The 22,902-nt window shown below is 70.7% G+C and carries 19 protein-coding genes and 1 tRNA gene; 9 read left to right on the top strand and 11 right to left on the bottom strand.

Features of this window, described 5'->3' with window-relative positions; genetic code table 11:
- Positions 1–7: 7 nt before the first annotated feature.
- Positions 8–208, bottom strand: coding sequence for a hypothetical protein (locus AC07FT_RS20825; RefSeq protein ID WP_471191716.1), 201 nt, complete (start codon positions 206–208; stop codon positions 8–10).
- A 244-nt stretch (positions 209–452) separates the two neighbouring features.
- Here AC07FT_RS20825 and AC07FT_RS20820 point away from each other — a divergent pair, with 244 nt between their 5' ends.
- From AC07FT_RS20820 to AC07FT_RS20810, 3 genes are all read left to right on the top strand, one after another.
- The gene (locus tag AC07FT_RS20820) at positions 453–938 is read left to right on the top strand and encodes a MarR family winged helix-turn-helix transcriptional regulator (RefSeq protein WP_479177543.1); all 486 of its coding nucleotides are present in this window, start codon (positions 453–455) and stop codon (positions 936–938) included.
- A gap of 128 nt (positions 939–1,066) precedes the next feature.
- Positions 1,067–3,604 (top strand): MFS transporter, encoded by a 2,538-nt coding sequence (locus tag AC07FT_RS20815; RefSeq protein WP_479177620.1) that lies wholly within the window; start codon positions 1,067–1,069, stop codon positions 3,602–3,604.
- A 185-nt stretch (positions 3,605–3,789) separates the two neighbouring features.
- Positions 3,790–4,641 (top strand): YceI family protein, encoded by an 852-nt coding sequence (locus AC07FT_RS20810; RefSeq protein ID WP_479177542.1) that lies wholly within the window; start codon positions 3,790–3,792, stop codon positions 4,639–4,641.
- Positions 4,642–4,733: 92 nt separating this feature from the next.
- Here the strand turns inward: AC07FT_RS20810 and AC07FT_RS20805 are convergent, their stop codons facing one another.
- The 6 genes from AC07FT_RS20805 to AC07FT_RS20780 form a co-directional block, all read right to left on the bottom strand.
- A complete protein-coding gene (locus AC07FT_RS20805; RefSeq protein WP_479177541.1) occupies positions 4,734–5,609 on the bottom strand; it encodes a TetR/AcrR family transcriptional regulator in 876 nt (291 codons plus the stop codon).
- A 79-nt stretch (positions 5,610–5,688) separates the two neighbouring features.
- Positions 5,689–7,215 (bottom strand): MFS transporter, encoded by a 1,527-nt coding sequence (locus AC07FT_RS20800; protein WP_471191728.1) that lies wholly within the window; start codon positions 7,213–7,215, stop codon positions 5,689–5,691.
- A gap of 148 nt (positions 7,216–7,363) precedes the next feature.
- Positions 7,364–9,577 carry a glycosyltransferase family 39 protein gene (locus AC07FT_RS20795; RefSeq protein WP_479177540.1) on the bottom strand — a complete coding sequence of 738 codons (2,214 nt, stop codon included), beginning with the start codon at positions 9,575–9,577 and terminating at the stop codon, positions 7,364–7,366.
- On the bottom strand, positions 9,574–10,980 hold the full coding sequence (locus AC07FT_RS20790; RefSeq protein WP_479177539.1) for a bifunctional glycosyltransferase family 2/GtrA family protein: 1,407 nt from the start codon (positions 10,978–10,980) through the stop codon (positions 9,574–9,576). Before AC07FT_RS20790 ends, AC07FT_RS20795 begins: the two co-directional genes overlap by 4 nt.
- Positions 10,981–11,005: 25 nt before the next feature.
- On the bottom strand, positions 11,006–12,580 hold the full coding sequence (locus tag AC07FT_RS20785; RefSeq protein ID WP_479177619.1) for a sensor histidine kinase: 1,575 nt from the start codon (positions 12,578–12,580) through the stop codon (positions 11,006–11,008).
- Between the two features lie 160 nt (positions 12,581–12,740).
- Positions 12,741–13,478 carry a response regulator transcription factor gene (locus AC07FT_RS20780; protein ID WP_479177538.1) on the bottom strand — a complete coding sequence of 246 codons (738 nt, stop codon included), beginning with the start codon at positions 13,476–13,478 and terminating at the stop codon, positions 12,741–12,743.
- Positions 13,479–13,666: 188 nt separating this feature from the next.
- On the opposite strand from AC07FT_RS20780, the gene AC07FT_RS20775 reads away from it, so the two are divergent.
- Positions 13,667–14,542, top strand: coding sequence for an LLM class F420-dependent oxidoreductase (locus tag AC07FT_RS20775; RefSeq protein WP_479177537.1), 876 nt, complete (start codon positions 13,667–13,669; stop codon positions 14,540–14,542).
- 88 nt (positions 14,543–14,630) lie between these two features.
- Here the strand turns inward: AC07FT_RS20775 and AC07FT_RS20770 are convergent, their stop codons facing one another.
- Positions 14,631–15,560, bottom strand: a complete 930-nt coding sequence (locus AC07FT_RS20770) for an amidohydrolase family protein (RefSeq protein WP_479177536.1) — start codon at positions 15,558–15,560, stop codon at positions 14,631–14,633.
- 292 nt (positions 15,561–15,852) lie between these two features.
- Between AC07FT_RS20770 and AC07FT_RS20765 the strand changes: the two genes are divergently transcribed.
- Positions 15,853–16,533, top strand: coding sequence for a hypothetical protein (locus tag AC07FT_RS20765; protein WP_479177535.1), 681 nt, complete (start codon positions 15,853–15,855; stop codon positions 16,531–16,533).
- Between the two features lie 105 nt (positions 16,534–16,638).
- Here AC07FT_RS20765 and AC07FT_RS20760 read toward each other — a convergent pair.
- Positions 16,639–16,712: transfer RNA gene (locus tag AC07FT_RS20760), tRNA-Met, on the bottom strand.
- Between the two features lie 227 nt (positions 16,713–16,939).
- Here AC07FT_RS20760 and AC07FT_RS20755 point away from each other — a divergent pair.
- The 3 genes from AC07FT_RS20755 to AC07FT_RS20745 all read left to right on the top strand — a co-directional run bounded on the left by AC07FT_RS20755 (position 16,940) and on the right by AC07FT_RS20745 (position 19,264).
- A complete protein-coding gene (locus tag AC07FT_RS20755) occupies positions 16,940–17,629 on the top strand; it encodes a hypothetical protein (RefSeq protein ID WP_479177534.1) in 690 nt (229 codons plus the stop codon).
- 188 nt (positions 17,630–17,817) lie between these two features.
- A complete protein-coding gene (locus AC07FT_RS20750; protein WP_479177533.1) occupies positions 17,818–18,540 on the top strand; it encodes an alpha/beta fold hydrolase in 723 nt (240 codons plus the stop codon).
- Positions 18,541–18,601: 61 nt separating this feature from the next.
- Positions 18,602–19,264 carry a class I SAM-dependent methyltransferase gene (locus AC07FT_RS20745; protein ID WP_479177532.1) on the top strand — a complete coding sequence of 221 codons (663 nt, stop codon included), beginning with the start codon at positions 18,602–18,604 and terminating at the stop codon, positions 19,262–19,264.
- Between the two features lie 13 nt (positions 19,265–19,277).
- Here the strand turns inward: AC07FT_RS20745 and AC07FT_RS20740 are convergent, their stop codons facing one another.
- Both AC07FT_RS20740 and AC07FT_RS20735 read right to left on the bottom strand, forming a co-directional pair.
- Complete coding sequence (locus AC07FT_RS20740) at positions 19,278–20,411, bottom strand: hypothetical protein (RefSeq protein ID WP_479177531.1); 1,134 nt, start codon at positions 20,409–20,411, stop codon at positions 19,278–19,280.
- Between the two features lie 125 nt (positions 20,412–20,536).
- Positions 20,537–20,815 carry a hypothetical protein gene (locus AC07FT_RS20735; protein WP_479177530.1) on the bottom strand — a complete coding sequence of 93 codons (279 nt, stop codon included), beginning with the start codon at positions 20,813–20,815 and terminating at the stop codon, positions 20,537–20,539.
- Positions 20,816–21,143: 328 nt separating this feature from the next.
- Between AC07FT_RS20735 and AC07FT_RS20730 the strand changes: the two genes are divergently transcribed.
- Positions 21,144–21,695: an EF-hand domain-containing protein gene (locus AC07FT_RS20730; protein ID WP_479177529.1), complete on the top strand. Its 552-nt coding sequence runs from the start codon at positions 21,144–21,146 to the stop codon at positions 21,693–21,695.
- Positions 21,696–22,902: the final 1,207 nt, after the last annotated feature.

Below are 22,902 nucleotides of genomic sequence, written 5' to 3'. Positions count from 1 at the left end.
GCCTCGCTCAGGAAAGCGCCAGCCAGGCCACCCCGGCGATGACGGCGATCGCGACGATCACGCCGACGATCACGCCGATACGCGATCCGCCGCTCGGCGCGGTGGTCGGCTGCGGCTGTCGGCCGCCCTCGTCGACGAAGGCACGGAACATCTGCGTGGAACCGGCCGGGTCGTGGTTGCCGTTGGGGCCCTGGGGGTTGTTCGCCATGGCCCCCGACCCTAGCGAACGAGCGTAATCCCGCCCACCCCCGGGGCCCTGCGGTCCCCGTCACGCATCCCACGCCCCGGCCACCCCACCCGCCACGGCCGAGCGGCGCCCTCACCGGCGCGTTTTAACAACCTGCCCGACTCTTTAACGGCTGTTTACCGCCCAGATCGCCCTTTCATTTGCCTGTAGCAACCAACTCCTTCTATGGTTGCCTCAAGCAACTGATCACCATCCGGGAGGTGCCGTGGCCACACAGAGCCAGTACGAGGAGCTGGCCCGGCAGCTCAGCGCCATCGGCGCCGTCAAACGAGGCCTGGGCCGGGTGCTGCCGCCCGACTGCCCCTCGGGTTCGGCCGTGGTCCTGATGCTGCTGGACCGCTACGGCGAGATGCGCATGAGCAAACTCGCCGAGCTGCTCGACATCGATATGTCGGTGACCAGCCGTCATGTGGCGCATATCGCGGACCGCGGCTGGGTGGACCGCACGCCCGATCCGCTGGACCGGCGGTCGCGGCTGCTGAGCATTAACGCCGATGGAAAAGAGCTGCTCAGACAGGTCTCCGAGCGCTACACCGAAGCGCTCGCCCGCTGTCTGAGCGACTGGTCCGACGATGACGTCGGCCGTCTCAATGAACTTCTCGCCCGGTTGCGGACCGGCTTCGGGGACACCCGGTGCCGGCTCCCCGCCCACCAGGGCGAGGCAATAACCCGTACACCTTCGCAACGATAAGGACATTCATGGCTACGACCACACCGGACGGCGGTGTGCGGGGACCCGCGGGGCACCCCGCCCACGCCAAGCACGCGGGAGGAGGTCACCGGGCCCATCACGGCCACGGTTCCGACTCCTCGGAGCCGATGACCCACCGCCAGATCATGGAGGCCCTGTCCGGGCTGCTGCTCGGGATGTTCGTGGCGATCCTGTCGTCCACGATCGTCTCGAACGCGCTCCCCGAGATCATCTCGGACCTCCACGGCAGCCAGTCCTCCTACACCTGGGTGGTCACCGCCGCCCTGCTGTCCATGACGGCCGCCACCCCGCTGTGGGGCAAGCTCTCCGATCTGTTCAGCAAGAAGCTGCTGGTCCAGTCGGCACTGCTGATCTACGTCGCGGGCTCGGTGGTCGCCGGTCTGTCCCAGAACACCAGCATGCTGATCGCCTGCCGGGTGGTCCAGGGCATCGGCGTCGGCGGTCTGTCCGCCCTCGCCCAGATCGTCATGGCGGCGATGATCTCCCCGCGTGAGCGCGGCCGTTACAGCGGCTATCTGGGCGCCACCTTCGCCGTCGCGACCGTCGGCGGTCCGCTGCTCGGCGGCGTGATCACCGACACCGAGTGGCTCGGCTGGCGCTGGTGCTTCTACGTCGGCGTCCCGTTCGCGATCATCGCGCTGATCGTGCTCCAGAAGACCCTGAAGCTCCCGGTCGTGAAGCGGGACGTCAAGGTCGACTGGGCCGGTGCCCTGTTCGTCAGCGCCGCGGTCTCCCTGCTGCTGATCTGGGTGACCTTCGGCGGCGACAAGTACGACTGGATCTCCTGGCAGACGTACGCGATGGTGGGCGGCTCGCTCGCCCTCGCGCTGATCTTCATCCTGATCGAGTCCAGGGCGAGCGAACCGATCATCCCGCTGCGGCTGTTCCGCAACAAGACGATCACCCTCACCGCGCTGGCGTCGCTCTTCGTGGGTATCGCGATGTTCGCCGGCACCGTCTTCTTCAGCCAGTACTTCCAGCTGGCGCGCGGTGAGTCGCCGACCATGTCCGGTGTCATGACGATCCCGATGATCGGCGGACTGTTTCTCTCCTCGACCATCTCCGGCCAGATCATCACCAAGACCGGTCGCTGGAAGGCATGGCTGGTCAGCGGTGGTGTGCTGGTCACCGCGGGTCTCGGATTGCTCGGCACCATCCGGTACGACACCCCGTACTGGCACTTGGCCGTCTACATGGCGCTGCTGGGCCTGGGCATCGGCATGATGATGCAGAACCTGGTGCTGGCCACCCAGAACCAGGTGGCCCCGCAGGACCTCGGCGCGGCCAGCGCCGTCGTCACCTTCTTCCGTTCCCTGGGCGGTGCGGTCGGTGTCTCCGCGCTGGGCGCGGTGCTCGCCAACCGGGTCACCCACTACGTCAAGGACGGTCTGGCCGACCTCGGCCCCAAGGGCGCGGCGCTGGGCCACGCGGGCACCGGCGGCGGGGGCATCCCCGACCTGGACACGATGCCGCAGCCGCTGCGGACGGTCATGGAGAGCGCCTACGGCCACGGCATCGGCGATGTCTTCCTCTACGCCGCGCCGTCCGCACTGCTCGCCTTCCTGCTGACCCTGTTCATCAAGGAGGTCGCGCTGAAGACCAGTTCCGGCTCCCAGGAGGCCGGTGCCCACGCCCCGGCCGCGTCCGGTGACGCCCCGGCGGCGGCCACCGCTCCGGCGGTGACCGAGGCCCAGGCCGAGTCCGAGGCCGAAACCGCCGCGGCCGCCGCCCAGCTCGCGGACCTCGAGCCCGCGCTGGTGGGCGCGCCCTCCGCCTCGGTGCCCGAACCGGGTTCCGACGGTGCCCAGGCCGCCCAGGCCGCACCGCACCGCCTGGCGGCGTTCGCCTCCGCCGGGGGCGCCGGCGCGGATCAGCCGCCCCGGCAGGGTGTGCACGGTTTCGTGCGCAACGGGGACGGCGGCGCGGTGCCGCGCGCCGCGGTCACACTGATCTCGCTGGCCGGACGGCAGTTGGGCCGCTCGGTGGCGCACGGCGACGGCTCGTACGCCCTGGACGCGCCGGGCTCCGGCTCCTATGTCCTGATCGCGGCGGCCGACGGTCACCAGCCGCAGGCGTCCACCGTGATGATCGGTGACGAACCGCTCGGCTTCGACATCGTGCTGTCGGCCACCAGCGGTCTGGTGGGCTCCGTGCGCGGCGCCGCCGACGGCCGCCCGGTGGACGGTGCGATGGTCGTGGTCACCGATGTCCGCGGTGAGGTGCTGGCCACCGGAAAGACCGGTGAGCAGGGTGACTTCGGCTTCGAGGAGCTGATCGCCGGGACCTTCACCATCGCGGTGAACGCCGCCGGGTTCCGCCCCGCCGCGCTGCCGGTCGAGGTCGGCGCCCACGGGCTGACCCGGGTGGAGATACCCCTCCAGGCGGGCGCCCGGGTGCAGGGCACCGTACGGGCCGGTTCCGGTCAGCGGCCGCTCGCGGACGCCCGGGTCACCCTGGTGGACGCCGCCGGGAACGTGATCGCCACCGCCACCACCGGGACGGACGGCGCCTACGCCTTCACCGACCTGGACGCGGGCGACTACACCGTGATCGCGAGCGGCTATCCGCCGGTCGCGGGCGCGCTGACGGTCTCCGGGGAGGGAGTCGACGGACACGACGTCGGCCTCGCCCACCCGGGCGACTGAGACTCCGGGCCGGGGCGTGACGAGCGGAGACACGCCCCGGCCCGGACCGGGACGGCGGAATCGTCCGCCGTGACCCGGAACCCGGATCCGGGCGGCGGTGTACTAGAGGCAGGGGACGGCCTCACACCGGCGCCTGGATCCGGCGCACGAAGACCAGTTACTCGGGAGCGGGAGCGAGAGGCGGCATGACGACCACGGAAGCGGGCACGGGCGGGGCAGCGGGGCTGCGGGCCCGGATCCGCACACGGGACGGCTGGGCGGTGCAGCACGCGGTGCTGACCATCACGGATATGACGGGTGCGCAGGTGCTGCGCGCCCAGGCCGCGGAGGACGGCTCGGTGCGTACGGAGGAGCCGCTCGCGGCCGGTCCGTACACGGTCATCGCCACCGCCGTCGGCTATGCGCCCGTCGCCTCGACGGCCATCGTCACCGGCTCCGGCCGGGCCGATCTGGGCACGGTGGTGCTGGCGCGGCAGGGCGGGGTGGAGCTGCCGCCGCCGGGGGCGTGGACGCTGGATCCGGCGCATTCCACCGTGGCCGCCACGGCCCAGCACCTGGGGATATCCAGTGTGCACGGCCGGTTCACCGACTTCGGCGGGCGGATCGAGATAGCCGAGGACATCGAGAAGTCCACCGTGGAGGCGGTGATCCAGGCGGCCAGCATCGACACCGGGAACGGAATGCGGGACGGCCATCTGAAGTCGCCCGACTTCCTGAACGTGGAGCAGTACCCGGTGCTGACGTACCGGGGGGCGCAGCTGAGCACGGCGGGGCCGGACCGCTGGACCGTGCACGGTGAGCTGTCGATGCACGGTGTCATCCGGGAAGTGCATCTCGATCTGACCTATCTGGGCACCGGTCCGGACCCCTGGGGCGGGGTGCGGGCGGCCTTCCGGGCCACGGCGGAGCTGCGCCGGGAGGACTTCGCGATGAACTACAACCAGGTGGTCGCTGCGGGTATCGCGGCGATCGGCACCACGCTGCGGGTGGAGCTGGACATCCAGGCGGTGCAGGGGGAGGAGCTGCCGGTGGCGTAAGGGGGCGGCGGGGCGGCGGGGCGGCGGGACGGCGGCCCGGGCCGGAGCCGCCGCGGCGGGCGCGGCGCGGGCGGCCGGTGCCGGACCGGGGGTCAGCTCTCGCGGGTACGCGAAGCCGTATTGCGCAGGGTCGCGTCGCGCAGGGCCTCGATACCGGCGATCGCGATGTCCAGGGCGAAGGCGAAGTCCCGGTTCCGCATCTCATCGACGCTGATATCGCCCTGGGCGGCGAACATCTCCCGGGCGCCGTCGAAGTCGGGACGGTCCTTGACCGTGGTCATCACCTCGTCGAACAACTCGTCCTGGGCGATGCCCTCCTCACGGCAGCGGACGGCGAACCGGCCCTCGATGGTGCTGAAGCCATAGACGAACTGGGTGACCAGGGCGAGGGCGCTGGACACCTTCTCCAGCGGCAGCCCGCTGTTGCGCACCACGGCCTGTGCGGCGTTGCTGAACGCCATCGAGTTGGGCCCCATATTGAGGAACTCGCCCATCAGCGGGGAGAGCCAGGGGTGGCGGACCAGTACCTTCCGGCACTCCGTGGCGAGTTGGCGCAGTTGATCACGCCAGTCACGCGGCTCGGCGGGGAGACGGCCCTCGGCGCCCGCCGCCGGTGCCGCCCCTGCCGCCTCCGCCGCCGCCTCCGCCGCAGGGGGGACCCGGCCCGGGTCGACGGCCTCGATGGGGAGCACGATCTCGCCCATGGCGGCATCGAGGGCGAGCTCAAGAAGTTGGTCCTTGGTGTCCACGTACCAGTAGACGGACATGGCGGTGACACCGAGCTCCGCCGCCAGACGCCGCATGGAGAAGCCCGTGAGCCCCTCGGCGTCCAGCAGCCGGACCGTCGCCGCGACGATCTTCAAACGGTCCAGACCGACCGGCTGCTGAGCTCCCTTGCGCCTCGGTGTCTTGGGTTCGGAGAGCCATACGCTGGACCGCGGACTGATGGCACGGCTGCCGGTTGCCATGGCGCGCTCTCCTTCTTCGATGCGCTGTCGCCACCCGTCCGGGGCCCCCGGGCGGGCAGCGGGTCATACATGTCCGATGCTATGCCGCCACGGCGTTCCGTGAAGATCGTTCGGCCCGTCCGAGCAGCAGTGCGGCCAGGAGCCCGCCCGCCAGCACCGCCGCGGCCCCGACCAGCTGGCTGGTCTCGACACCGGAGGCGAAGGCATCGGTCACCGACGCCCGCTCCCCGGGGGTCCGGGCGGCGGCCACGGCGGCCGGAAGCGACCCCGCACCGGTGGCCACGGCGGGCAGCAGTGCGGCGAAGCGCGAGTTCAGCACGGCACCGAGTACGGCCACACCGAGACCGTTGCCGCATTCGGTGAGGGTGCCGTTGACCCCGGCACCCACTCCAGCCTTCTCCGGCGGGATGGCCGACATGATCGCCGTGGCCATCGCGGGCATGGCCACGGCGATACCGAGGCCCATCACCACCAGGCCGAGGAGCATCCCGCCGTAGCCGTCCGAGCCGAACACCGCGACGGCGGCGAGACCCGTCGCCAGCAGGCCCATGCCGAGGATGACGGTCAGCGGGGTGCCGAGCCTGGGCAGCAGCCGGGCGCCCAGACCGGAGAGATTGACCAGCACCACCGCGAGCGCCAGCGGCGCGGTGCGCAGTCCCGCGTCCAACGCGTCATAGCCGAGCACGAATTGCAGATGCTGGGTGAGCAGGAAGAGCGAACCGCCCATCCCGAAGGCCACGAGGACACCCCCGGCGACGGCGCCCACGAAGCGGCGGTCACGGAAGAAATGCATATCCAGCATGGGATGGGGGATATGACGCTCCCACAGCGCGAACCCGGTCAGCACACTGACGCCGATGAAAGCCGAACAGAGCACCCGGATCGAGGTCCAGCCGTGTTCCGGACCGGAGATGATCCCGAAGACCAGACCGGTCATCCCGATCGTGGAGAGCAGCGCGCCGAGCAGATCGGGCCGGTCTCCGGTGGGGTTACGGGACTCGGGCACCAGCCGCACCACGGCGGCCAGCCCGAGCAGCGCCACGGGGAGGTTGATGAGGAAGATCGAGCCCCACCAGAAGTGCTCCAGCAGGGAGCCGCCGATCAGCGGTCCGGTGGCGAAGCCCAGCGAACTCACCGCGCCCCAGATCCCGATCGCCTTGGTGCGCTCCTCCTCGTCGAAGACCTGCACCACCACGGCCAGGGTGGTGGTCATCAGCAGCGCCCCGCCGATGCCCATTCCCGCGCGGGCGGCGATCAGCTGTCCCGGCCCCTGTGCCAGGGATGCGCAGAGCGACCCCACACCGAAGAGCGCCAACCCGGTGACCAGCATCTTCTTACGTCCATAGCGGTCGGCGGCGCTGCCCGCGGTGAGCAGCAGCCCGGACTGCACCAGCGAATAGGCGTTGATCATCCACTGGATGTCGGCCGTGGAGGCGTGCATCTCCTCGGTGAGGGAGGGGACCGCGACATTGAGGATGGTGTTGTCCAGCAGCACGGTCAGCTGGGCCAGACAGATGACGCCGAGGATCAGCCAGCGCCGCGGATGACCGCCGACCGGTCTGTCCGGCGGGGCGGCGGGGGCGGTGTCGGCGGTCGAGGCCGTCATGGGGTTCTCCCGGGGACGCGCTTGTACGGTGTATGACTGGGCTTGCCATACACCGTACAAGCGATGCTCTACGCCGTACAGGCAATAATGTCCGCGTACGCCGCCGCCCCCAGGTCCTCAGGGCTCCAGTCCTCAGGGCCCCAGGTCCTCAGGACTTCGAGGTGGTCGATGCCTTCGAGGTCAGGTCATAGAGGGTGCTGCCACCGACGGTGACCTTCTTGAAGGTGCTCTCGACCCATGAGGTGATCTGCGAGGAGGTGCCCGAGCTGCGACCGCCGGGGCCACCGCTCCCGGTGCCGGAGGCGATGAAGTAGTGGATCTTCCCCTGCTTCACATACTCCTTGAACCGGGCGAGCGTCGGCGAGGGATCGCTGCCGTTGAAGCCGCCGATGGCCATCACCGGCTTCTCGGTCGCCAGTTGGTAGCCGGCGGCGTTCTGCGAGCCGATCGCCGCCGCGGCCCAGGTGTAGTCGTCGGCGTCCTTCACCAGCGCCGCCTTCACCTTCGCACTGACCTGGCTGCCGTTGAGCAGTCCGCCCATACCGCCGCCCATACCGCCGCCCCGGCCACCGGCCTTGCCGCCTCCGCGCTGTCCGTTCGCGCCCGGGGTGCCGCCGTTGGCGTTGCCGTTGCCGTTGCCGTTCTGCGGGGGCGTACCGCCAGGGAAGCCGCCGCCGGGCATCCCGCCGTTCTGGCCGCCCTGACCGCCCGGTTGACCGCCCTGACCCGGCTGGCCCTGGCCGCCTTGGCCGCCCTGGTTCTGGCCCTGCTGACCGCCCGCCATCCCCGGCGGACCGCCCGGGAAGCCGCCCCCGGGACCGCCGCCGCCGGGTCCGCCCCGGCCGCCCGACACCGCGGGACCGGCCGTCACGATCGAGCCGTTGTGCGGGGTGTCCACCGTCTCCAGCGTGTAGGCCACCGGTCCGGCCAGCGCCACCGCGAGGCCGAGTCCGGCCACGCCCAGCGCCGCACCGCGCCCCAGCCGGGACGTCCACAGCAGCCCGACCGCGGCCACCAGACCACCGGCCAGCACCACCCAGCGCAGCCACGGGTACCAGTCCGCGGACCGCCCCAGCAGGACGTACGACCAGACGGCCGTCACCGCCACCGTGACCGCGAGCACCGCCGGAGCCACCGCCCCGGAGGACCGCCGCTCCCACAGCAGGACCGCCCCCATGCCGACGACCGCCGCGATGTACGGCGCGAGCGCCACGTTGTAGTACTGGTGGAAGATCCCGGACATGAAGCTGAAGATGGCGAAGGTCATCAGCAGCGCTCCGCCCCACACCAGGAACGCCGACCGCCACACATCCGTCCGCGCGGCCCGCCGGGTCAGCCAGACCCCCGCCACCAGCAGGATGAACGCCGCGGGCAGCAGCCAGGCGATCTGACCGCCCATGTCGGAGCCGAAGAGCCGGTCGATACCGGTCTCGCCCCACATACCGCCCCCGCCACCGCCACCAGGACCACGTCCGCCGCCGCCGACGCTTCCGGTCTCGTCGCCGTTGATCCGCCCCAGGCCGTTGTAGCCGAAGGTCAGCTCCAGGAAGCTGTTGTGCTGCGAGCCGCCGATGTACGGGCGTGAGGACGCGGGCCACAGCTCGACGATCGCTACCCACCATCCGCCGGCGGCCACCATCGCGGCTCCGGCCAGCAGCAGTTGCCGGATCCGGCGGCCGAGTCCGGTCGGTGCGCACACCAGGTACACCAGCGCCAGCGGCGGCAGGATCAGCCACGCCTGGAGCGTCTTGGTCAGGAAGCCGAGACCGAAGCAGACCCCGGCCAGTACCAGCCACTTGGTCCGCGCGTCCTCCAGCGCGCGCAGCACGCACCACACCGCCGTGACCATCAGCAGACACAGCAGCGCGTCGGGGTTGTTGAAGCGGAACATCAGCGCCGCGACCGGGGTGACCGCCAGCACCGCACCCGCGATGAGCCCGGCGACCGCGCCGGACCTGCGCCGGACGGCCGCGTACAGCACCCCGACCGTGGCCACGCCCATCAGCGCCTCGGGGACGAGGATCGCCCAGGAACTCAGCCCGAAGAGCCGCACCGACAGCGCCATCGGCCACAGCGCGGCCGGGGGTTTGTCGACGGTGATGGAGTTCGCCGCGTCGGACGAGCCGAAGAAGAACGCCTTCCAGCTCTCACCGCCCGCCTGGGCGGCGGCCGAGTAGAACTGGTTGGCGTAACCGGAGGCGCCCAGGCTCCACAGGTAGAGCGCGGCGGTCACCGCCAGCAGCGCCCACAGCGCGGGGCGCGCCCACCGCGGGTCGTCCGTACGTGGTGCTGCGGCATCAGGGGTGGCTTCGGGGGGTGGCATGGCGGGACCGATCTGTCGCTGGTCGTAGGAGGTGGTCATCGGTGGTCCCCCGGGTGGGTGTGGTCGGCGGTGCGGACGGCGGCGCTCACGCGATCACGGTCACCGTCCCGGTCCCGGTCCCGGTCCCGTTCGCGGTCACGGTCGGGGTCGCGGTCGGGGTCCGGCGGGAAGACCCAGGCCCGGAAGAGCAGGAAGCGCAGCACGGTCGCGGCGAGGTTCGCCGCGATCAGCACGGCCAGTTCGGTGCCGTGCGAGGGAGTGCCGGGCGCGGCCGCGAGCGCCGCCAGCGAACCACTGGTCAGCGCGAGTCCGATGCCGAACACCACCAGCCCCTGCGCCTGGTGGCGCACCGCCCGGTCCCGTCCGCGCACCCCGAAGGTGAGCCTCCGGTTGGCCGCGGTGTTGCCGAGCGCGGATACCAACAGCGCCAGCGCGTTGGCCGTCTGCGGACCGGTGCCGAGCCGGAAGGCGGAGTACAGCAGCAGGTAGACCAGTGTGCTGAGCACACCCACGACACAGAATCCGACGAGCTGACGGGGCAGTCCGCCCGGCACGCCGCTCAGTTCGCGGTCACGCGGATCGTCCCCGAAGGGACGGCGCACCCGGTCCAGCGGCAGCGCGCCCGTCGCCAGCGCGCGCCCCACCCGCCAGACGCCCTTGAGGTCATCGGTGGCGGTGCGCACCAGGTGCACCGTGCTGTCGGGGTCGTCGACCCAGTCCACCGGCACCTCGTGGATCCGCAGTCCGGCCCGTTCCGCGAGCACCAGCATCTCGGTGTCGAAGAACCAGCCGGAGTCCTCGACCAGCGGCAGCAGCCGCTCCGCGACGTCCTTGCGGATCGCCTTGAACCCGCACTGCGCGTCCGAGAAGCGGGCGGCCAGACTGCCGCGCAGGATCAGGTTGTACGCCCGCGAGATGAACTCCCGCTTGGGTCCGCGCACCACGCGCGAACTGCGCGCCAGCCGCGACCCGATCGCCAGGTCGGAGTGGCCGGAGATCAGCGGGGCGACCAGCGGCAGCAGCGCGTTGAGGTCGGTCGACAGATCGACGTCCATATAGGCCAGTACGGGCGCGTCGGACAGCGACCACACGGTGCGCAGCGCTCTCCCCCGCCCCTTCTGCTCCAGCCGGACCGCGGTGACCTCGTCGAGCGAGTCGTCGAGGCGGGCCGCGATCTCGGGGGTGCGGTCCGTACTGGCGTTGTCGGCGATGGTGATCCGGAAGCGGTAGGGGAAGGTGCGCACCAGGTGGTCGCACAGCCGCCGGACACAGCGCTCGAGATCCGCCTCCTCGTTGTAGACGGGGACGACGACGTCGAGCACCGGCCGGTCCCCGGCGACCGCCACCGGGCCGCGGGCGGGCAGGGTGACGAGAGGGGTTCCGGACGGCGCCCCCGGAAGCCCGGGAGGGCCGGACGGGAAGGGAGAAGTGTCGGTTCGCATGGTCCGACATTCGCGAGCGGCGCTGTCACGGCCGTGTGGTCGCCCTGTGGACCGCCTGTGAGTCCGCGAGCCCTCCGCCGTGCCTCGCCCCTGTCCTGCCCAACCGCTGGTCAGAGCCCTCAAGAGCGATCCGGCGCGGGGGCGGGAGCACGGGCAGACGGATGCCGAACACCGTGCGCCCCGGGACGCTCGTCACCGTCACCGTGCCGCCGTGCGCCGTCACCACCGCCTGCACGATGGCCAGCCCCAGCCCCGTGCTGCCCGCCGACCGCGAACGCGAGGCGTCACCCCGCGCGAAACGTTCGAAGACGTGCGGCAGCAGATCGGGCGGGATACCCGGTCCGTTGTCCTCGATCTCCAGTGAGACGTACGGGGGGCGGGCCGCGCAGGCCGTATCCGCCGTACCGCCGCCGCGTGGCAGCACCCGCGCCGTGACCGTCGTCCCGGCCGGGGTGTGCGTACGGGCGTTGCCGAGCAGGTTGACGAGCACCTGGTGCAACCGGGGGCCGTCACCGTGGACGACCGCCGGTTCATCGGGCAGCTCCAGCCGCCACGCGTGGTCGGCACCGGCCGCGCGGGCGTCGCTCACGGCGTCCACCACCAGGGGGGAGAGGTCGGTCTCCGCGCATTCCAGCGGACGTCCCGCGTCGAGCCGGGCGAGCAGCAGCAGGTCCTCGACGAGGAGGGTCATCCGCCCGGCCTCCGACTCCACCCGGCCGAGGGCGTGCCGGGTGTCCGGTCCGATCTCCTCCCGGCCGCGCCTGGTCAGCTCGGCGTAACCGCGGATCGAGGCGAGCGGTGTCCGCAGCTCATGGCTGGCGTCGGCGACGAACTGCCGGACCCGGGTCTCGCTCTCCTGCCGCGCCGCGAGCGCCGACTCCACATGCCCGAGCATGCGGTTGAGCGCCGCGCCCACCTGTCCCACCTCGGTCCGCGGATCGGCCTCGGAGGGCGGCACCCGTTCACGCAGCGCGACCTCACCGCTGTGCAGCGGGAGTTCCGAGACCCGGGTCGCGGTCGCGGCCACCCGGCGCAGCGGGCGCAGCGATATGCCGACGGTCGCGGCACCGGCGATCCCGGCCGCGACCAGTCCGGCGGCGGTCACACAGACCTCCACCAGGATGAGGGTGTTGACGGTCTGCTGCGTCTGGCCCAGCGGGAAGGCCAGCACGATCCCGTCCCTCGCGTTCTCCGGCTGGGCGATCACGCGGTAGTCGCCGAGGCCGGGCAGCTCGAGGGTGTGCACACGTCCGTCCCGCGCCACGGTCGCGAGCGCGCGCAGCTGCCCGCCGGACAGCGTGTCCACCCGGCTGCTGGGGTCGAGGTCGGCGGACATCGGAGTGTCATTGCTCCGGCCCGCCTGGACGATGGCGCCCCCGTCGTCGAAGCGCGCGCCGACGGTACCGATGGGCTGACCGGGGGAGGCGATGAACAGCAGGTCGTCAGGGGCGTGCTGACCGGGCCGGTTCATGAAGCGGCCGACCGAGGCGCGCAGGTCGTCGTCCACCTGGCCCTGGAGATAGGACCGCAGAACGATGGTGGTGACCGAGCCGATCACCGCGCAGACGACCGCGATCAGCACGACGGACGAGACCACCAGACGGGTCCGCAGCGACCAGCGACGACGGCGGGTCCGGGGGCGGGGTCCCCGCGCACCGGGTTCCGGCGTACCGGGCTCCCGCGCACCGGGTCCCGTCGTACCTGATGTCTTCGGGCGGGCCGGGCCGCCGCCGGTACCGGCCGCTGGGCGCACCACGTCCCTACTCCCCCGGCTTGAGCAGGTACCCGGCTCCCCGCCGGGTGTGGATCATCGGGCTTCGTCCCGCGTCGATCTTCCGCCGCAGATAGGAGATGTAGAGCTCGACGACATTGGCCTGACCGCCGAAGTCATAGCTCCAGACCCGGTCGAGGATCTGCGCCTTGCTGAGCACCCGCCGGGGGTTGCGCATCAGATAGCGCAGCAGCTCGAACTCGGTCGCGGTGAGGTGGATCTCCTGGCCCCCGCGCGACACCTCGTGACTGTCCTCGTCCAGGACCAGGTCACCGACGGCGAGCACCGATTCGGCGCGCGCCGCGGCCGCCCCCGACCGGCGCAGCAGACCGCGCAGCCGGGCGACGACCTCCTCCAGGCTGAAGGGCTTGGTCACGTAGTCGTCGCCGCCGGCCGTCAGCCCGGCGATCCGGTCCTCGACCGCGTCCCGGGCGGTCAGGAACAGCACCGGGACCTCCGGCAGCTCCCGGCGCAGCCGTCCCAGCACCGCCAGGCCGTCCATGTCCGGCAGCATGACGTCCAACACCACCGCGTCGGGCCGCAGCTCGCGGGTGGTCCGTACCGCCTCGGCGCCGTCGCTCGCGGTGCGCACCTCCCAGCCCTCGTAGCGCAGGGCCATCGACAGCAGATCGGCGAGGGCCGATTCGTCGTCCACCACCAGCACCCGCACGGGGCTCCCGTCGGGACGCAGCAGCTCGGTACGCCCAGCGGGCGGTGTCGCCATCATGGCCCACAGCGTGTGGGATCCGTCTGAGAGATCCCTTTCGGCAGTCTGTGAGGAGTCTGAGAAAGAGGGAGTCCGGGAGAGGGGTCCCGGGACGCCCCTGGACCGCCCGGGGACCGCCCCGGGGCCGCCCTGTGGGCCGAACGGACCACCGGGGGAATTTCTCGAAAGGATCACCCGGTTCCCCGGGCATGGCATCTCATCCCGCACTCGGCACCATCGGCGTCTGGACCGGCGCCCTGCACTCCACCGACCCCGCGAAACACCCGCGGGTCCGGGAGGCGGCGGCGGAAGTGGACGAGCTCGGCTACGGCGCGCTCTGGCTCGGCGGCAGCCCCGGCCCCGACGAGGCCGCGTTCCTGCTGGACGCGACCTCCCGCCTCACCGTGGCCACCGGCATCCTCAGCATCTGGGACCACGAGCCCGGCTATGTGGCCGAGCGGTACGCCGCGATCGACACCCGCCATGAGGGCCGCTTCCTGCTGGGACTCGGCGTGAGCCACGGGACGATGGTCGAGCGGTACGCACGCCCGTACTCCGCGATGCGGGACTACCTGACCGCGCTGGACTCGGCGCCGACCCCGGTGCCCGCCTCCCGCCGCGTCCTGGCCGCCCTCGGCCCGAAGATGCTGGAGCTGTCGCGCGACCGCGCCGCCGGCGCGCATCCGTACCTCGTCACCCCCGAGTTCACCGCCTCGGCCCGGGAGACCCTGGGGAGCGGGGCCCTGCTCGCCCCCGAGCTCAAGGTCGTGCTGGACACGGACCTGGAGCGCGCCCGCGCCACCGCCCGCGACTACCTCTCCTTCTACCTGGGGCTGCCCAACTACACCAACAACCTGCTGCGGCTGGGCTTCGCCGAGGAGGACTTCAAGGACGGCGGCAGCGACCGCCTCATCGGTTCCGTCTTCGCCCTGGGCGACGCGGAGGCGGTCCGGCGCCGGGTGGACGAGTTCCTCTCCGCGGGCGCGGACCACCTGGCCGTCCAGGTGGTGACGGCGAACACCTTCGAGGACATCCCGCTCGAGGCGTGGCGCACGCTGGCCGAGGCGCTGCCGCTGCGCGGATGAGCTGACGCGGATGAGCTGACGCGGAGGGCGCGTCATGGGCCCGCCCGCACCCGGGTGCGGGCGGGCTTCTGCGTCTCCAGCGAGGGCCTCAGATCCCGAACATCCGGGCCGCGTTGCCGTAGCAGACCGCGCGCAGCCAGTCCTCGTCCTGACCGATCCGGGTCAGGACCTCCAGCGCATGCCCGTAGGGATAAGGGATGTTGGGGAAGTCGCTGCCGAAGAGCACCCGGTCGCCCAGTGCCGCGAGCCGCCCGCGGTCCGCCGGGGCGAAGGGCCAGCGCTTCTCGATGAAGTCGGTGAACACCATGGTGGTGTCCAGGTGCACCTCGTCGTACCGCTCGGCCAGCGCCATGAACTCCGCGTACTCCGGCAGCCCCATATGCGCGATGATCAGCCGCAGTCGGGGATGGCGGGCGAGCACCGCGGCCACCGGCCCCGGGCCGGTGTACTTGCCCGGCGCCGGGCCCGAGCCGCAGTGCACGACGATCGGCGTACCGGTCTCGGCGAGCAGCCCCCACACCGGGTCGAGCAGCGGATCCGCCGGGTCGTAACCGCCCACCTGCACATGTGCCTTGAACACCCGGGCGCCGTTCGCCAGCGCCTCGCGCACATAGCCCTCGGCGCCCGGCTCGGGGAAGAAGGTCGCGGTGTGCAGACAGTCGGGAGTGCGCTCCGCGAACCCGACCGCCCACTGGTTGAGCCACACCGCCATATCCGGCTTGTGCGGGTAGAGCATCGAGGTGAAGGCCCGTACCCCGAAGCCGCGCAGCACCGCGAGCCGTTCGTCCTCCTCGTCGCGGTACTTGACGGGCCAGGGGATGCCGACCAGCGGTTCGACGGCGTCGAAGTAGGCCCAGACCTTGTCGAGTACCCGCTGGGGCATGAAGTGCGTGTGTACGTCGATGAGTCCGGGCAGCGCGAGGTCCTGCCAGAACCGTCGCACCGCCACCGTGTCCGTGTCCGCAGCCCCGGTCACGTCCGTCACGTCCGTCACGTCCGTCACGCCTGGATCGCTCATACGGGTCACCGTACGGCCGTGTGTCCAGTCACCGGTGCCCGGCCCCCGGCGCGCTACAGCGGCGTAGCAGCCACGCTGCGGCTTGATGACATACGGGAACGGGGATTTTGTCACCCGCATGATGGAGTCGGGCAGAAGATCACGGGAGTACGGGATCCTGGCCGGATCCCTGGGTAGGCGCCGACCCGCGCCACCGACCGAGGCGCCATCGCCACCACCACCCGGGGCCGCGTCGCCCAACGGCCCGCCGCCCGGGGGCAGTACAGCCGAACCACCTCAACGGGGGACATCGATGCACCACATACCGGTCCGCACGCGCACCGCAACCGCAGTCGCCTGCGCGATCGGCGCCCTCGGCGTCGCCCTCCTGGCCACCGGCTGCGCCGACGACGGCGCGAAGGGGGCGGCGCGGTCCCCGGGTTCCGCACACCAGGCGGCCGACGGCGGCCGGACGCTCTCCCTCGGCACCCCCACCCGCGTCACCTACAAGCGCGGTTCCGACCATCAGCGCGGCACCCTGGAGGTGACGGCGGTGAGCGTGCGGAAGGGCACGTCGGCCGGTCCGCGGACGGCGGGACAGCGGGCCGGGGCGCGGACGGCACGGCCGTACTACGTCACCATGCGCTTCGAGAACACCGGCGACCACTCCCTCCACTACCCCTTCCTCAACGCCCCCACCGGGCTCCAGGACAGCAGCGGCGCCGATGACCAGCCGCTGGTCACCGACGACGAGGTGGCGGCGTGCCCGGGGAAGGACCCGGACGACTTCGCGGTGGGCGCGCGGATCGCCCTGTGCAAGGTGTTCCTGGTGCCGAACGGGATGGAGCCCGCGACCGTGACGTACGGCACAGGTGGCGCGGCGGAGCGGCCCGTGCGGTGGAAGGTCGCGGAGCGGGACGGCACGGACAGGGCGGATGTGAAACGGGCCACGGATGTGGCAGGCGGCACCGGCAGGACCCGGGCGACGGGCTGACGCCACCGGGCCCCGCGGCCCCGGTGCGCTCACCGCGGACCGGGGGGGCGCGCCACACAGACCGAGGGCCCGGCACAGAGACTGTGCCGGGCCCTCGGTTTTCAGTAGCGGGGACAGGATTTGAACCTGCGACCTCTGGGTTATGAGCCCAGCGAGCTACCGAGCTGCTCCACCCCGCGTCGGTGAAGACAACACTACGTCATTGTTTCCGTGCAGGGAAATCGATTGAGGACGGCCGGTTACTTTGCAACGTCCACGTCCCAGCCCCGCTCCGAACGGATCCCCCCGGCTGATCGGCGCGTTTGTCACGGTCATGCTGATGTGGAGCACCACCCGTCACTACCGAAACACCCTCATCACGACTTAGCTCACACTCACCGAGCTCTTCACAACGGGGACCCGAACCATGCGCAACCGATCCGCACGCCGTACGCGCCGCACCGCCGCCGCCCTCCTCTGCGCCGCCGGTCTCGCCCTGGGCGCCACCGCCTGCAACGAGGACGCCGCCCAGGACACGGGCAGCAGCGAGAGCCCCGCCGCCAAGGACAAGAAGCCGACCGACCCGGCGGGCAAGGGACAGGACACCGGCGGCGCCGGCAACGACCAGGGGTCCGGCGGCTCCGGCGGCAAGGGCGTCGACGCCGACGCCAACAAGACCATCCCCCTCGGCCAGAAGTCCGCCCTGACCTACAAGCGCTCCAAGAAGGTGGCCACCCTCGAGGTCACCGCCCGGAGCGTGGCCAAGGGCTCGCAGTCGGACCTCTCCGGTCTGCGCCTGGAATCCGACGCCAAGGCGCTCCAGCCGTACTACGTCACGATGGCCTTCAAGAACATCGGCGACAACTCCGTCAAGTACCCCTTCCTCAACACCCCCACCAACGTCCGTGACAGCAAGGGCAACCCGGCCAAGACCCTCATCACCTCGGACGACGCCGTGCAGTCCTGCCCGAGCAAGGACCCGGACACCTTCGCCCCCGGGGACGACGCCACCATCTGCAAGATCTTCCTGCTCCCCAAGGGCGAGGCCCCGTCCCTCGTCTCCTACACCGGCGACTTCGACAAGGGCCCGGTCTACTGGAAGGCCACCAAGGATTGACGTCCGCCCCCGCACACCCGAGGTGGCCGCTCCCCGCACCGGGGACCGGCCACCTCCGCGTTCACCGCTCGCCGCCCGGCCCGCGGCACCCATGGGGCACCACCACGACCTGGTCCGCGGCCCCGGCCTATAGAGTCCGTTCACGCGCGATCAACGCGCCGTGTCGAGCTGGGGGAGCTCTGGGAGCCATGGAATCGACGCCCATCGTCCTCGTCCACGGGACACGCTTCAGCGCGGGACAGTGGAGCTGCCAACTCCGTTCGCTTGCCTCGGACTTCCCGGTCGCGGCCCCCGATCTGCCCGGTCACGGAGCCCGTTCCGCGGAGCCCTGGAGCCTGAGTGCCGCGACGAAGATCGTGGCGGACGCCGTGGACTCCCTCGGCGGCGCACCGGCCCTGGTCGTCGGGCACTCGCTGGGCGGCTACGTCGCGCTGGAGTTCGCACGGCACTTCCCCGAGCGGCTGCGCGGGCTGGTCCTCGCCGGTGCCAGCGCCACCACCCGGGGACCGCTCACGGCCCCCTACCGCTGGGTGGCCGGGCTCGTCCCCCGTATCCCGGCCGACCGGCTGACCCGCTGGAACAACCGGTTCCTGCGCCGCCTCTATCCACCGGAGGTGGTGGACGCCACCATCCGTTCCGGCTACGCCTTCCACACCCTCCCGGCCGCGTGGGGCGAGGTACTCGGCCGCTTCGACGCGAGCGCGATGCGCCACGTCGACGCCCCCGTGCTCATCCTCAACGGCGAACGGGACCCCCTCTTCCGGGCCGGTGAGCGCGAGTTCGCCCGCGCCCACCCCAACGCCCGGATCGAGCTGATCCCACGCGCCCGCCACCTCGCGAACTTCGACGCCCCCGCGGCCTTCACCGACGCCATCCGCCGCTTCGCCCGCGAACTCCCCACGGGCTCATGACCCGCCGGCCGTCGGTGCGGCCGTCAGTGCCGCCGTCGGTGCCCTCCCCTACCGTCAGCACGTGACCGAACCCTCCTACCTCACCGCCGTGCGAAGCTCGTACGACACCGTCGCCGACGCCTACACCGAACGCGTCCCGTCCCCCGCCGAGCTGGACCCCCTGTCCCGTGCGATGCTGACCGCGTTCGCCGAACTCGTAACGACCGCCGACCTCGGGCCCGTCGCCGACCTGGGCTGCGGCCCCGGCAAGGTCACGGCGCACCTGGCCGCCCTCGGCGTCCCGGCCTTCGGAATCGATCTGTCACCGAGGATGGTCGAGGTGGCCCGGGCGGCCCACCCGGACCTGCGCTTCACCGTGGGGTCCATGACCGCCCTGGAGGTCGAGGACGACCACCTCGGCGGTGCCCTCGCCTACTACTCCACCCACCACACCCCGCCGGAGCTGCTGCCCACCGTCTACGCGGAGTTCTACCGCACGCTGGCGCCCGGCGGGCGCCTGATGCTGTGCGGCTACGTCGGCGAGCACGAGATCCTGCGCCCCACCAAGGCGTACGGCGACCACCCCGTCTCCTTCGAGTCCCATCTCCTCCCGCAACACCACCTCGCCGACCTCCTGGGCCGGGCCGGGTTCACCCTCACCGCCCAGCTGACCCAGGCCCCCGGCGAAGGCGCCAGGAGAACGGTCGCCAGCTTCCTGGCCCGCAAGCCGGAGCGACGGGACTAGGACGACCCAGGACCTAGGACCGGCCGTGGGCGTCGCGGGCCCGGAGCGCCGCGCGGTAGCTCTCCACCGACTCGCCCAGGTCATCCATGCACTCCCGCACGACGCCGGGCGTACGCTCCCGCACCAGGGTCCGCAGGGCGTGGTCCGGGGAGAACCCGCCCCCGAAGCCGTCCGGGGCGTTGACGGAGATCATGGGCTCATTGGCGAACACCGCCGCGGCGTCGTCGGAGTACCGGTACGTCCACCGGCACGGCCGGAGCCGCAGGGCGGTCTCCCCGAGGTACCGGACCGCCCCCTCGAAGAACGCGTCCCCCGCCGCCGCCTCCAGCGCGGCGGGGCCGTCGAACCGCTCCAGCACCAGCCGTTCCAGTGCCGTGAGCGAGTCCGGCGAGTGGTCGAGGGCGGAACCCGGGGGCACATCGGCCGATCGCCACCGGGCCAGGACGTCATCCATGGGAGCCAGCCACTCCGCCAGACAGCGGCGGGACTCCTCGCTCGCGTGCAGACGGTCGTCCTCGACGTACCAGGCGGATGTCTCGGGCTCCGCCGAGGGCAGCCCGTCCCGCACCCGGTTGCCCAGCGCGACCGGCACCGAAAGCCCGAACTCCTTCAGTCCCTCGGCCTGCCCGGAGGTGAGCAGCAGCCACTGGGCGTCGTAGGAGTCCTCGTCCACCTGGTAGAAGCCGCGCGGATCCGCGTTGCCGGGCACGAGATCGCCGATGGCGTCGAAGACGGTGTTCCAGTCCATGTAGCGAGTGCTGTCGGAGAGGTGTTCCGTCCGGTGCCAGATCGACCGGCCGTTGCGCCGGAAGTGCAGATACTCCTCCCGCTCCGCCCCGTCCTCGACCTGCACCAGGGCGACGTCGTCCACGACCACCGAGCCGCCCGAACACGCCGCCGCTTCGCGCAACAGGTCCTCGTACCCCTCCTCGAGGTCCCCCACGGCCTTTTCGGGCGTCGTGAACCCGATACCGCATTCACCGATGAGGAAGGTCAGTTCCTCCGGATCCTCGAATTGTTCATCGAGGTCCATTCCGATCGCTTCCGCCTCGGCCAGTCCTGTCGCGGCCTGTTCCTCGGTCGCGATGTCCAACTCGACCAATTTCTCCGCGAATTCGCGGAGGCTGTGCCCCGTTGTATTGCTCATGGCAGCATGCTCACACGTTCCTGTGACACCGGAAGGGCCGCCGGCGCCCGGTGAACCGCGCGAGGCCCCCTTCCCGGCGGGAAGGGGGCCTCGCGCACCACGGCCGAGAGCGGTGATTCCTCCGGTCAGGAGAGCGGAGCGGAGTCGACCAGGGTGTGCCACTTGCCACCCTTGCCGTCACTGTCCACGTCGATGCAGATGCGGCCGTCCCCGGTGTGGGCGCCCCGACCACGAGCCCACGGCGAGTAGCAGTCGGCATTCGATGTGTCCCTGGAGTTGACCGCACGCGTGTAGTCACAGACGCGCCTGGTCACCGTGTGATTGCGCCGCTCGAGACGAGTCTCGATCTTGAAGGAGTCGACCTTCCGCGCGCCCCCGCCGTCCTGCACCCGGCCGTATCCCATGCCATGGAACTTGCCGTTGGCCTTCTGGACTCAGAACTCGTACTCGATGTCGATGTTCTCGCCCGGAGTGTCGACCTCCGCGATGAACCAGCGGCTGGAGCAGTACTCCGTCGCCGACGGGCCACAATCGCCCGCACGTGCGAAATACCACCGGAATCCCCCCTGCCGCGAACCCCATTGGGCAACGCCACCAACCCCAGCCCCACCAGCATTCGGCGCCATTGCGGGAGCCGCCGAAATGGGTGAACCATGGCCATTGCGGAGCGAGTCGACCGCAAGATCAACAAAGCTGCCCAGACCGGTACGGAACCATGGGAGGGGACACGGTATGAGCACCGCGGCAGCCGATCTCATCGGCGAAAAGCTCGGACGGCAGTTCCAGGCACTCGACCGGAACAACGACGGCTACCTGGAATGGGAGGACTGTCAGCTCCTCATCGACCGCTATCACCAGGCATTCGGCATCGACCGGGACGACCCTCGCGGCACGAGCCTCCAGGCGTTCTTACAGATGTACTGGCAGGAACTGCTCCGCCACGCCGGCGCCAAGAACCAACAGCTGAGCCAGGAGGAGTTCGTCCAGGCCAGCCGGCTCGCCAGCGTAGACAGCAGCCGGGTGAACGTCGTCGACGGCAGCGCCCACGCCATCTTCGACTGCGTCGACGCGGACGGCGACAACCAGATCACCAAGGAGGAGTTCGCGTACTACCTCAAGGAGGTCTGGCAGCTCACCGCGCCGGACACGCTGGAGACCTTCACGGTGCTCGACACCGACGGGGACGGAGTCATCTCGCGCCAGGAGTTCGTCCGGGCGACCCGCGAGCACTTCTTCTCCGCCGACTCCGACGCCGCCGGCAGCCTCTTCTTCGGCCGCATCTAGCCCCCGCCGCTCCGGCGGCTACCGTCAGTTGAACAGGCGACGCATGCAACGAGGCCCCTTCCATCAACTGGAAGGGGCCTCTGAGCTGCTGCGCGCTCGGCAGGATTCGAACCTGCAACCTCTTGATCCGTAGGTTCGGGCAAGCCTTTGGTCGCGGTCTCGATGACACGGTGAGCCGGTGCAAGCGGTGAGCCCAAGGCAGGCGTCGTGTGCAAACGTTGCTGTCACGGTTGCTGTCAGCGGGCCTCGGTACCACCACGGTTTCAAGAGGGCTGTAGCCAGTAAGACGGCTACAGCCCTGACCAGCTTGAACGGCTCCTTTGCCTGCCCGTTGAGGGCTTGATGGACCACCAAGGCCGGCCGGCACGACGCGCCCCTCGTGCCGAGGGCTCTATTCACCGTGTGGAATCGCTTGACCCAGCATTGACCGCGTCGGGCATCTGCGCCAGCTCAGCACCGAGTGCGCGGCGCGCCGCGGCGACGAACTCACCGTTCATAGCAAACCGAGCCTGGAGCGCTTGCGCTCGGGCAGACGGATCGAGCTCAGCGGCGCAGTCCGTCTCATCGGGATGAGAGCCCACGATACGTGCATGCAGTCGAAATTCGTCACCTATGCTACGCACTACTGCGACCCCCAGCTCTGCGACGTTCTCCGGTCCCACCAGGCGAACCCGGATGTAAGCCTCATCCAGTGCCCTGCGCGCAGCGAATCCTGCTTCCCAATGCGGTGGCTCGGTGAACGGCGTTGCCATCCACCCTCTATCCAGCACTCGATAAGCAGCATCAGCCTGAGACAGGAATCGCTCGTACGACTCGCGCCGCATCTCCCTGTAGGCGTTCGCGCGCTGCTCGGCGCGTTCCTCCCCTGCCAGTAGAGCCTGATGCCGGAGTTGCCTACTGGTTGTCCAAGCCGAGACCGAGCCCGCCAGCCCTGCAGCGGCCAGCGTTGACAAAGAAGTAACCAAGGCAACCGCGACCGTTTCATTCACAGCCGCTATCGTCTCGTACCTGGACGTCCTACGTCCCTACTTTTGGTCGCCGCTTCGAACTGGGACAGGCTGACATCAACGAGGACGGAGGCGTACAGATCTGGGCGGCGCCCTGCGGAGTGGCAACGCCATCCACGAAGCCACAGTTCAACAGGGGAGCGGCGTGTTGTTCGAACTCCTAGAGCAGGTGTCACCGACTGGGTCTGGCCGTGGGGTGG

The organism is Streptomyces sp. NPDC045899 (assembly GCF_056431485.1).
Note: the sequence above shows the minus strand (reverse complement) of the source record. Positions and strands in the feature narration are given on the sequence as shown.

Excerpts from the sequence above, each read along its gene's own strand:
- AC07FT_RS20780 (WP_479177538.1), bottom strand. The coding sequence starts at position 13,478 with ATGATGGCGACACCGCCCGCTGGGCGTACCGAGCTGCTGCGTCCCGAC.
- AC07FT_RS20730 (WP_479177529.1), top strand. The coding sequence starts at position 21,144 with ATGAGCACCGCGGCAGCCGATCTCATCGGCGAAAAGCTCGGACGGCAG.
- AC07FT_RS20825 (WP_471191716.1), bottom strand. The coding sequence starts at position 208 with ATGGCGAACAACCCCCAGGGCCCCAACGGCAACCACGACCCGGCCGGT.
- AC07FT_RS20800 (WP_471191728.1), bottom strand. The coding sequence starts at position 7,215 with ATGACGGCCTCGACCGCCGACACCGCCCCCGCCGCCCCGCCGGACAGA.
- AC07FT_RS20735 (WP_479177530.1), bottom strand. The coding sequence starts at position 20,815 with ATGGGATACGGCCGGGTGCAGGACGGCGGGGGCGCGCGGAAGGTCGAC.
- AC07FT_RS20770 (WP_479177536.1), bottom strand. The coding sequence starts at position 15,560 with ATGAGCGATCCAGGCGTGACGGACGTGACGGACGTGACGGACGTGACC.
- AC07FT_RS20765 (WP_479177535.1), top strand. The coding sequence starts at position 15,853 with ATGCACCACATACCGGTCCGCACGCGCACCGCAACCGCAGTCGCCTGC.
- AC07FT_RS20750 (WP_479177533.1), top strand. The coding sequence starts at position 17,818 with ATGGAATCGACGCCCATCGTCCTCGTCCACGGGACACGCTTCAGCGCG.
- AC07FT_RS20740 (WP_479177531.1), bottom strand. The coding sequence starts at position 20,411 with ATGAGCAATACAACGGGGCACAGCCTCCGCGAATTCGCGGAGAAATTG.
- AC07FT_RS20755 (WP_479177534.1), top strand. The coding sequence starts at position 16,940 with ATGCGCAACCGATCCGCACGCCGTACGCGCCGCACCGCCGCCGCCCTC.
- AC07FT_RS20790 (WP_479177539.1), bottom strand. The coding sequence starts at position 10,980 with ATGCGAACCGACACTTCTCCCTTCCCGTCCGGCCCTCCCGGGCTTCCG.
- AC07FT_RS20815 (WP_479177620.1), top strand. The coding sequence starts at position 1,067 with ATGACCCACCGCCAGATCATGGAGGCCCTGTCCGGGCTGCTGCTCGGG.
- AC07FT_RS20775 (WP_479177537.1), top strand. The coding sequence starts at position 13,667 with ATGGCATCTCATCCCGCACTCGGCACCATCGGCGTCTGGACCGGCGCC.
- AC07FT_RS20805 (WP_479177541.1), bottom strand. The coding sequence starts at position 5,609 with ATGGCAACCGGCAGCCGTGCCATCAGTCCGCGGTCCAGCGTATGGCTC.
- AC07FT_RS20810 (WP_479177542.1), top strand. The coding sequence starts at position 3,790 with ATGACGACCACGGAAGCGGGCACGGGCGGGGCAGCGGGGCTGCGGGCC.
- AC07FT_RS20795 (WP_479177540.1), bottom strand. The coding sequence starts at position 9,577 with ATGACCACCTCCTACGACCAGCGACAGATCGGTCCCGCCATGCCACCC.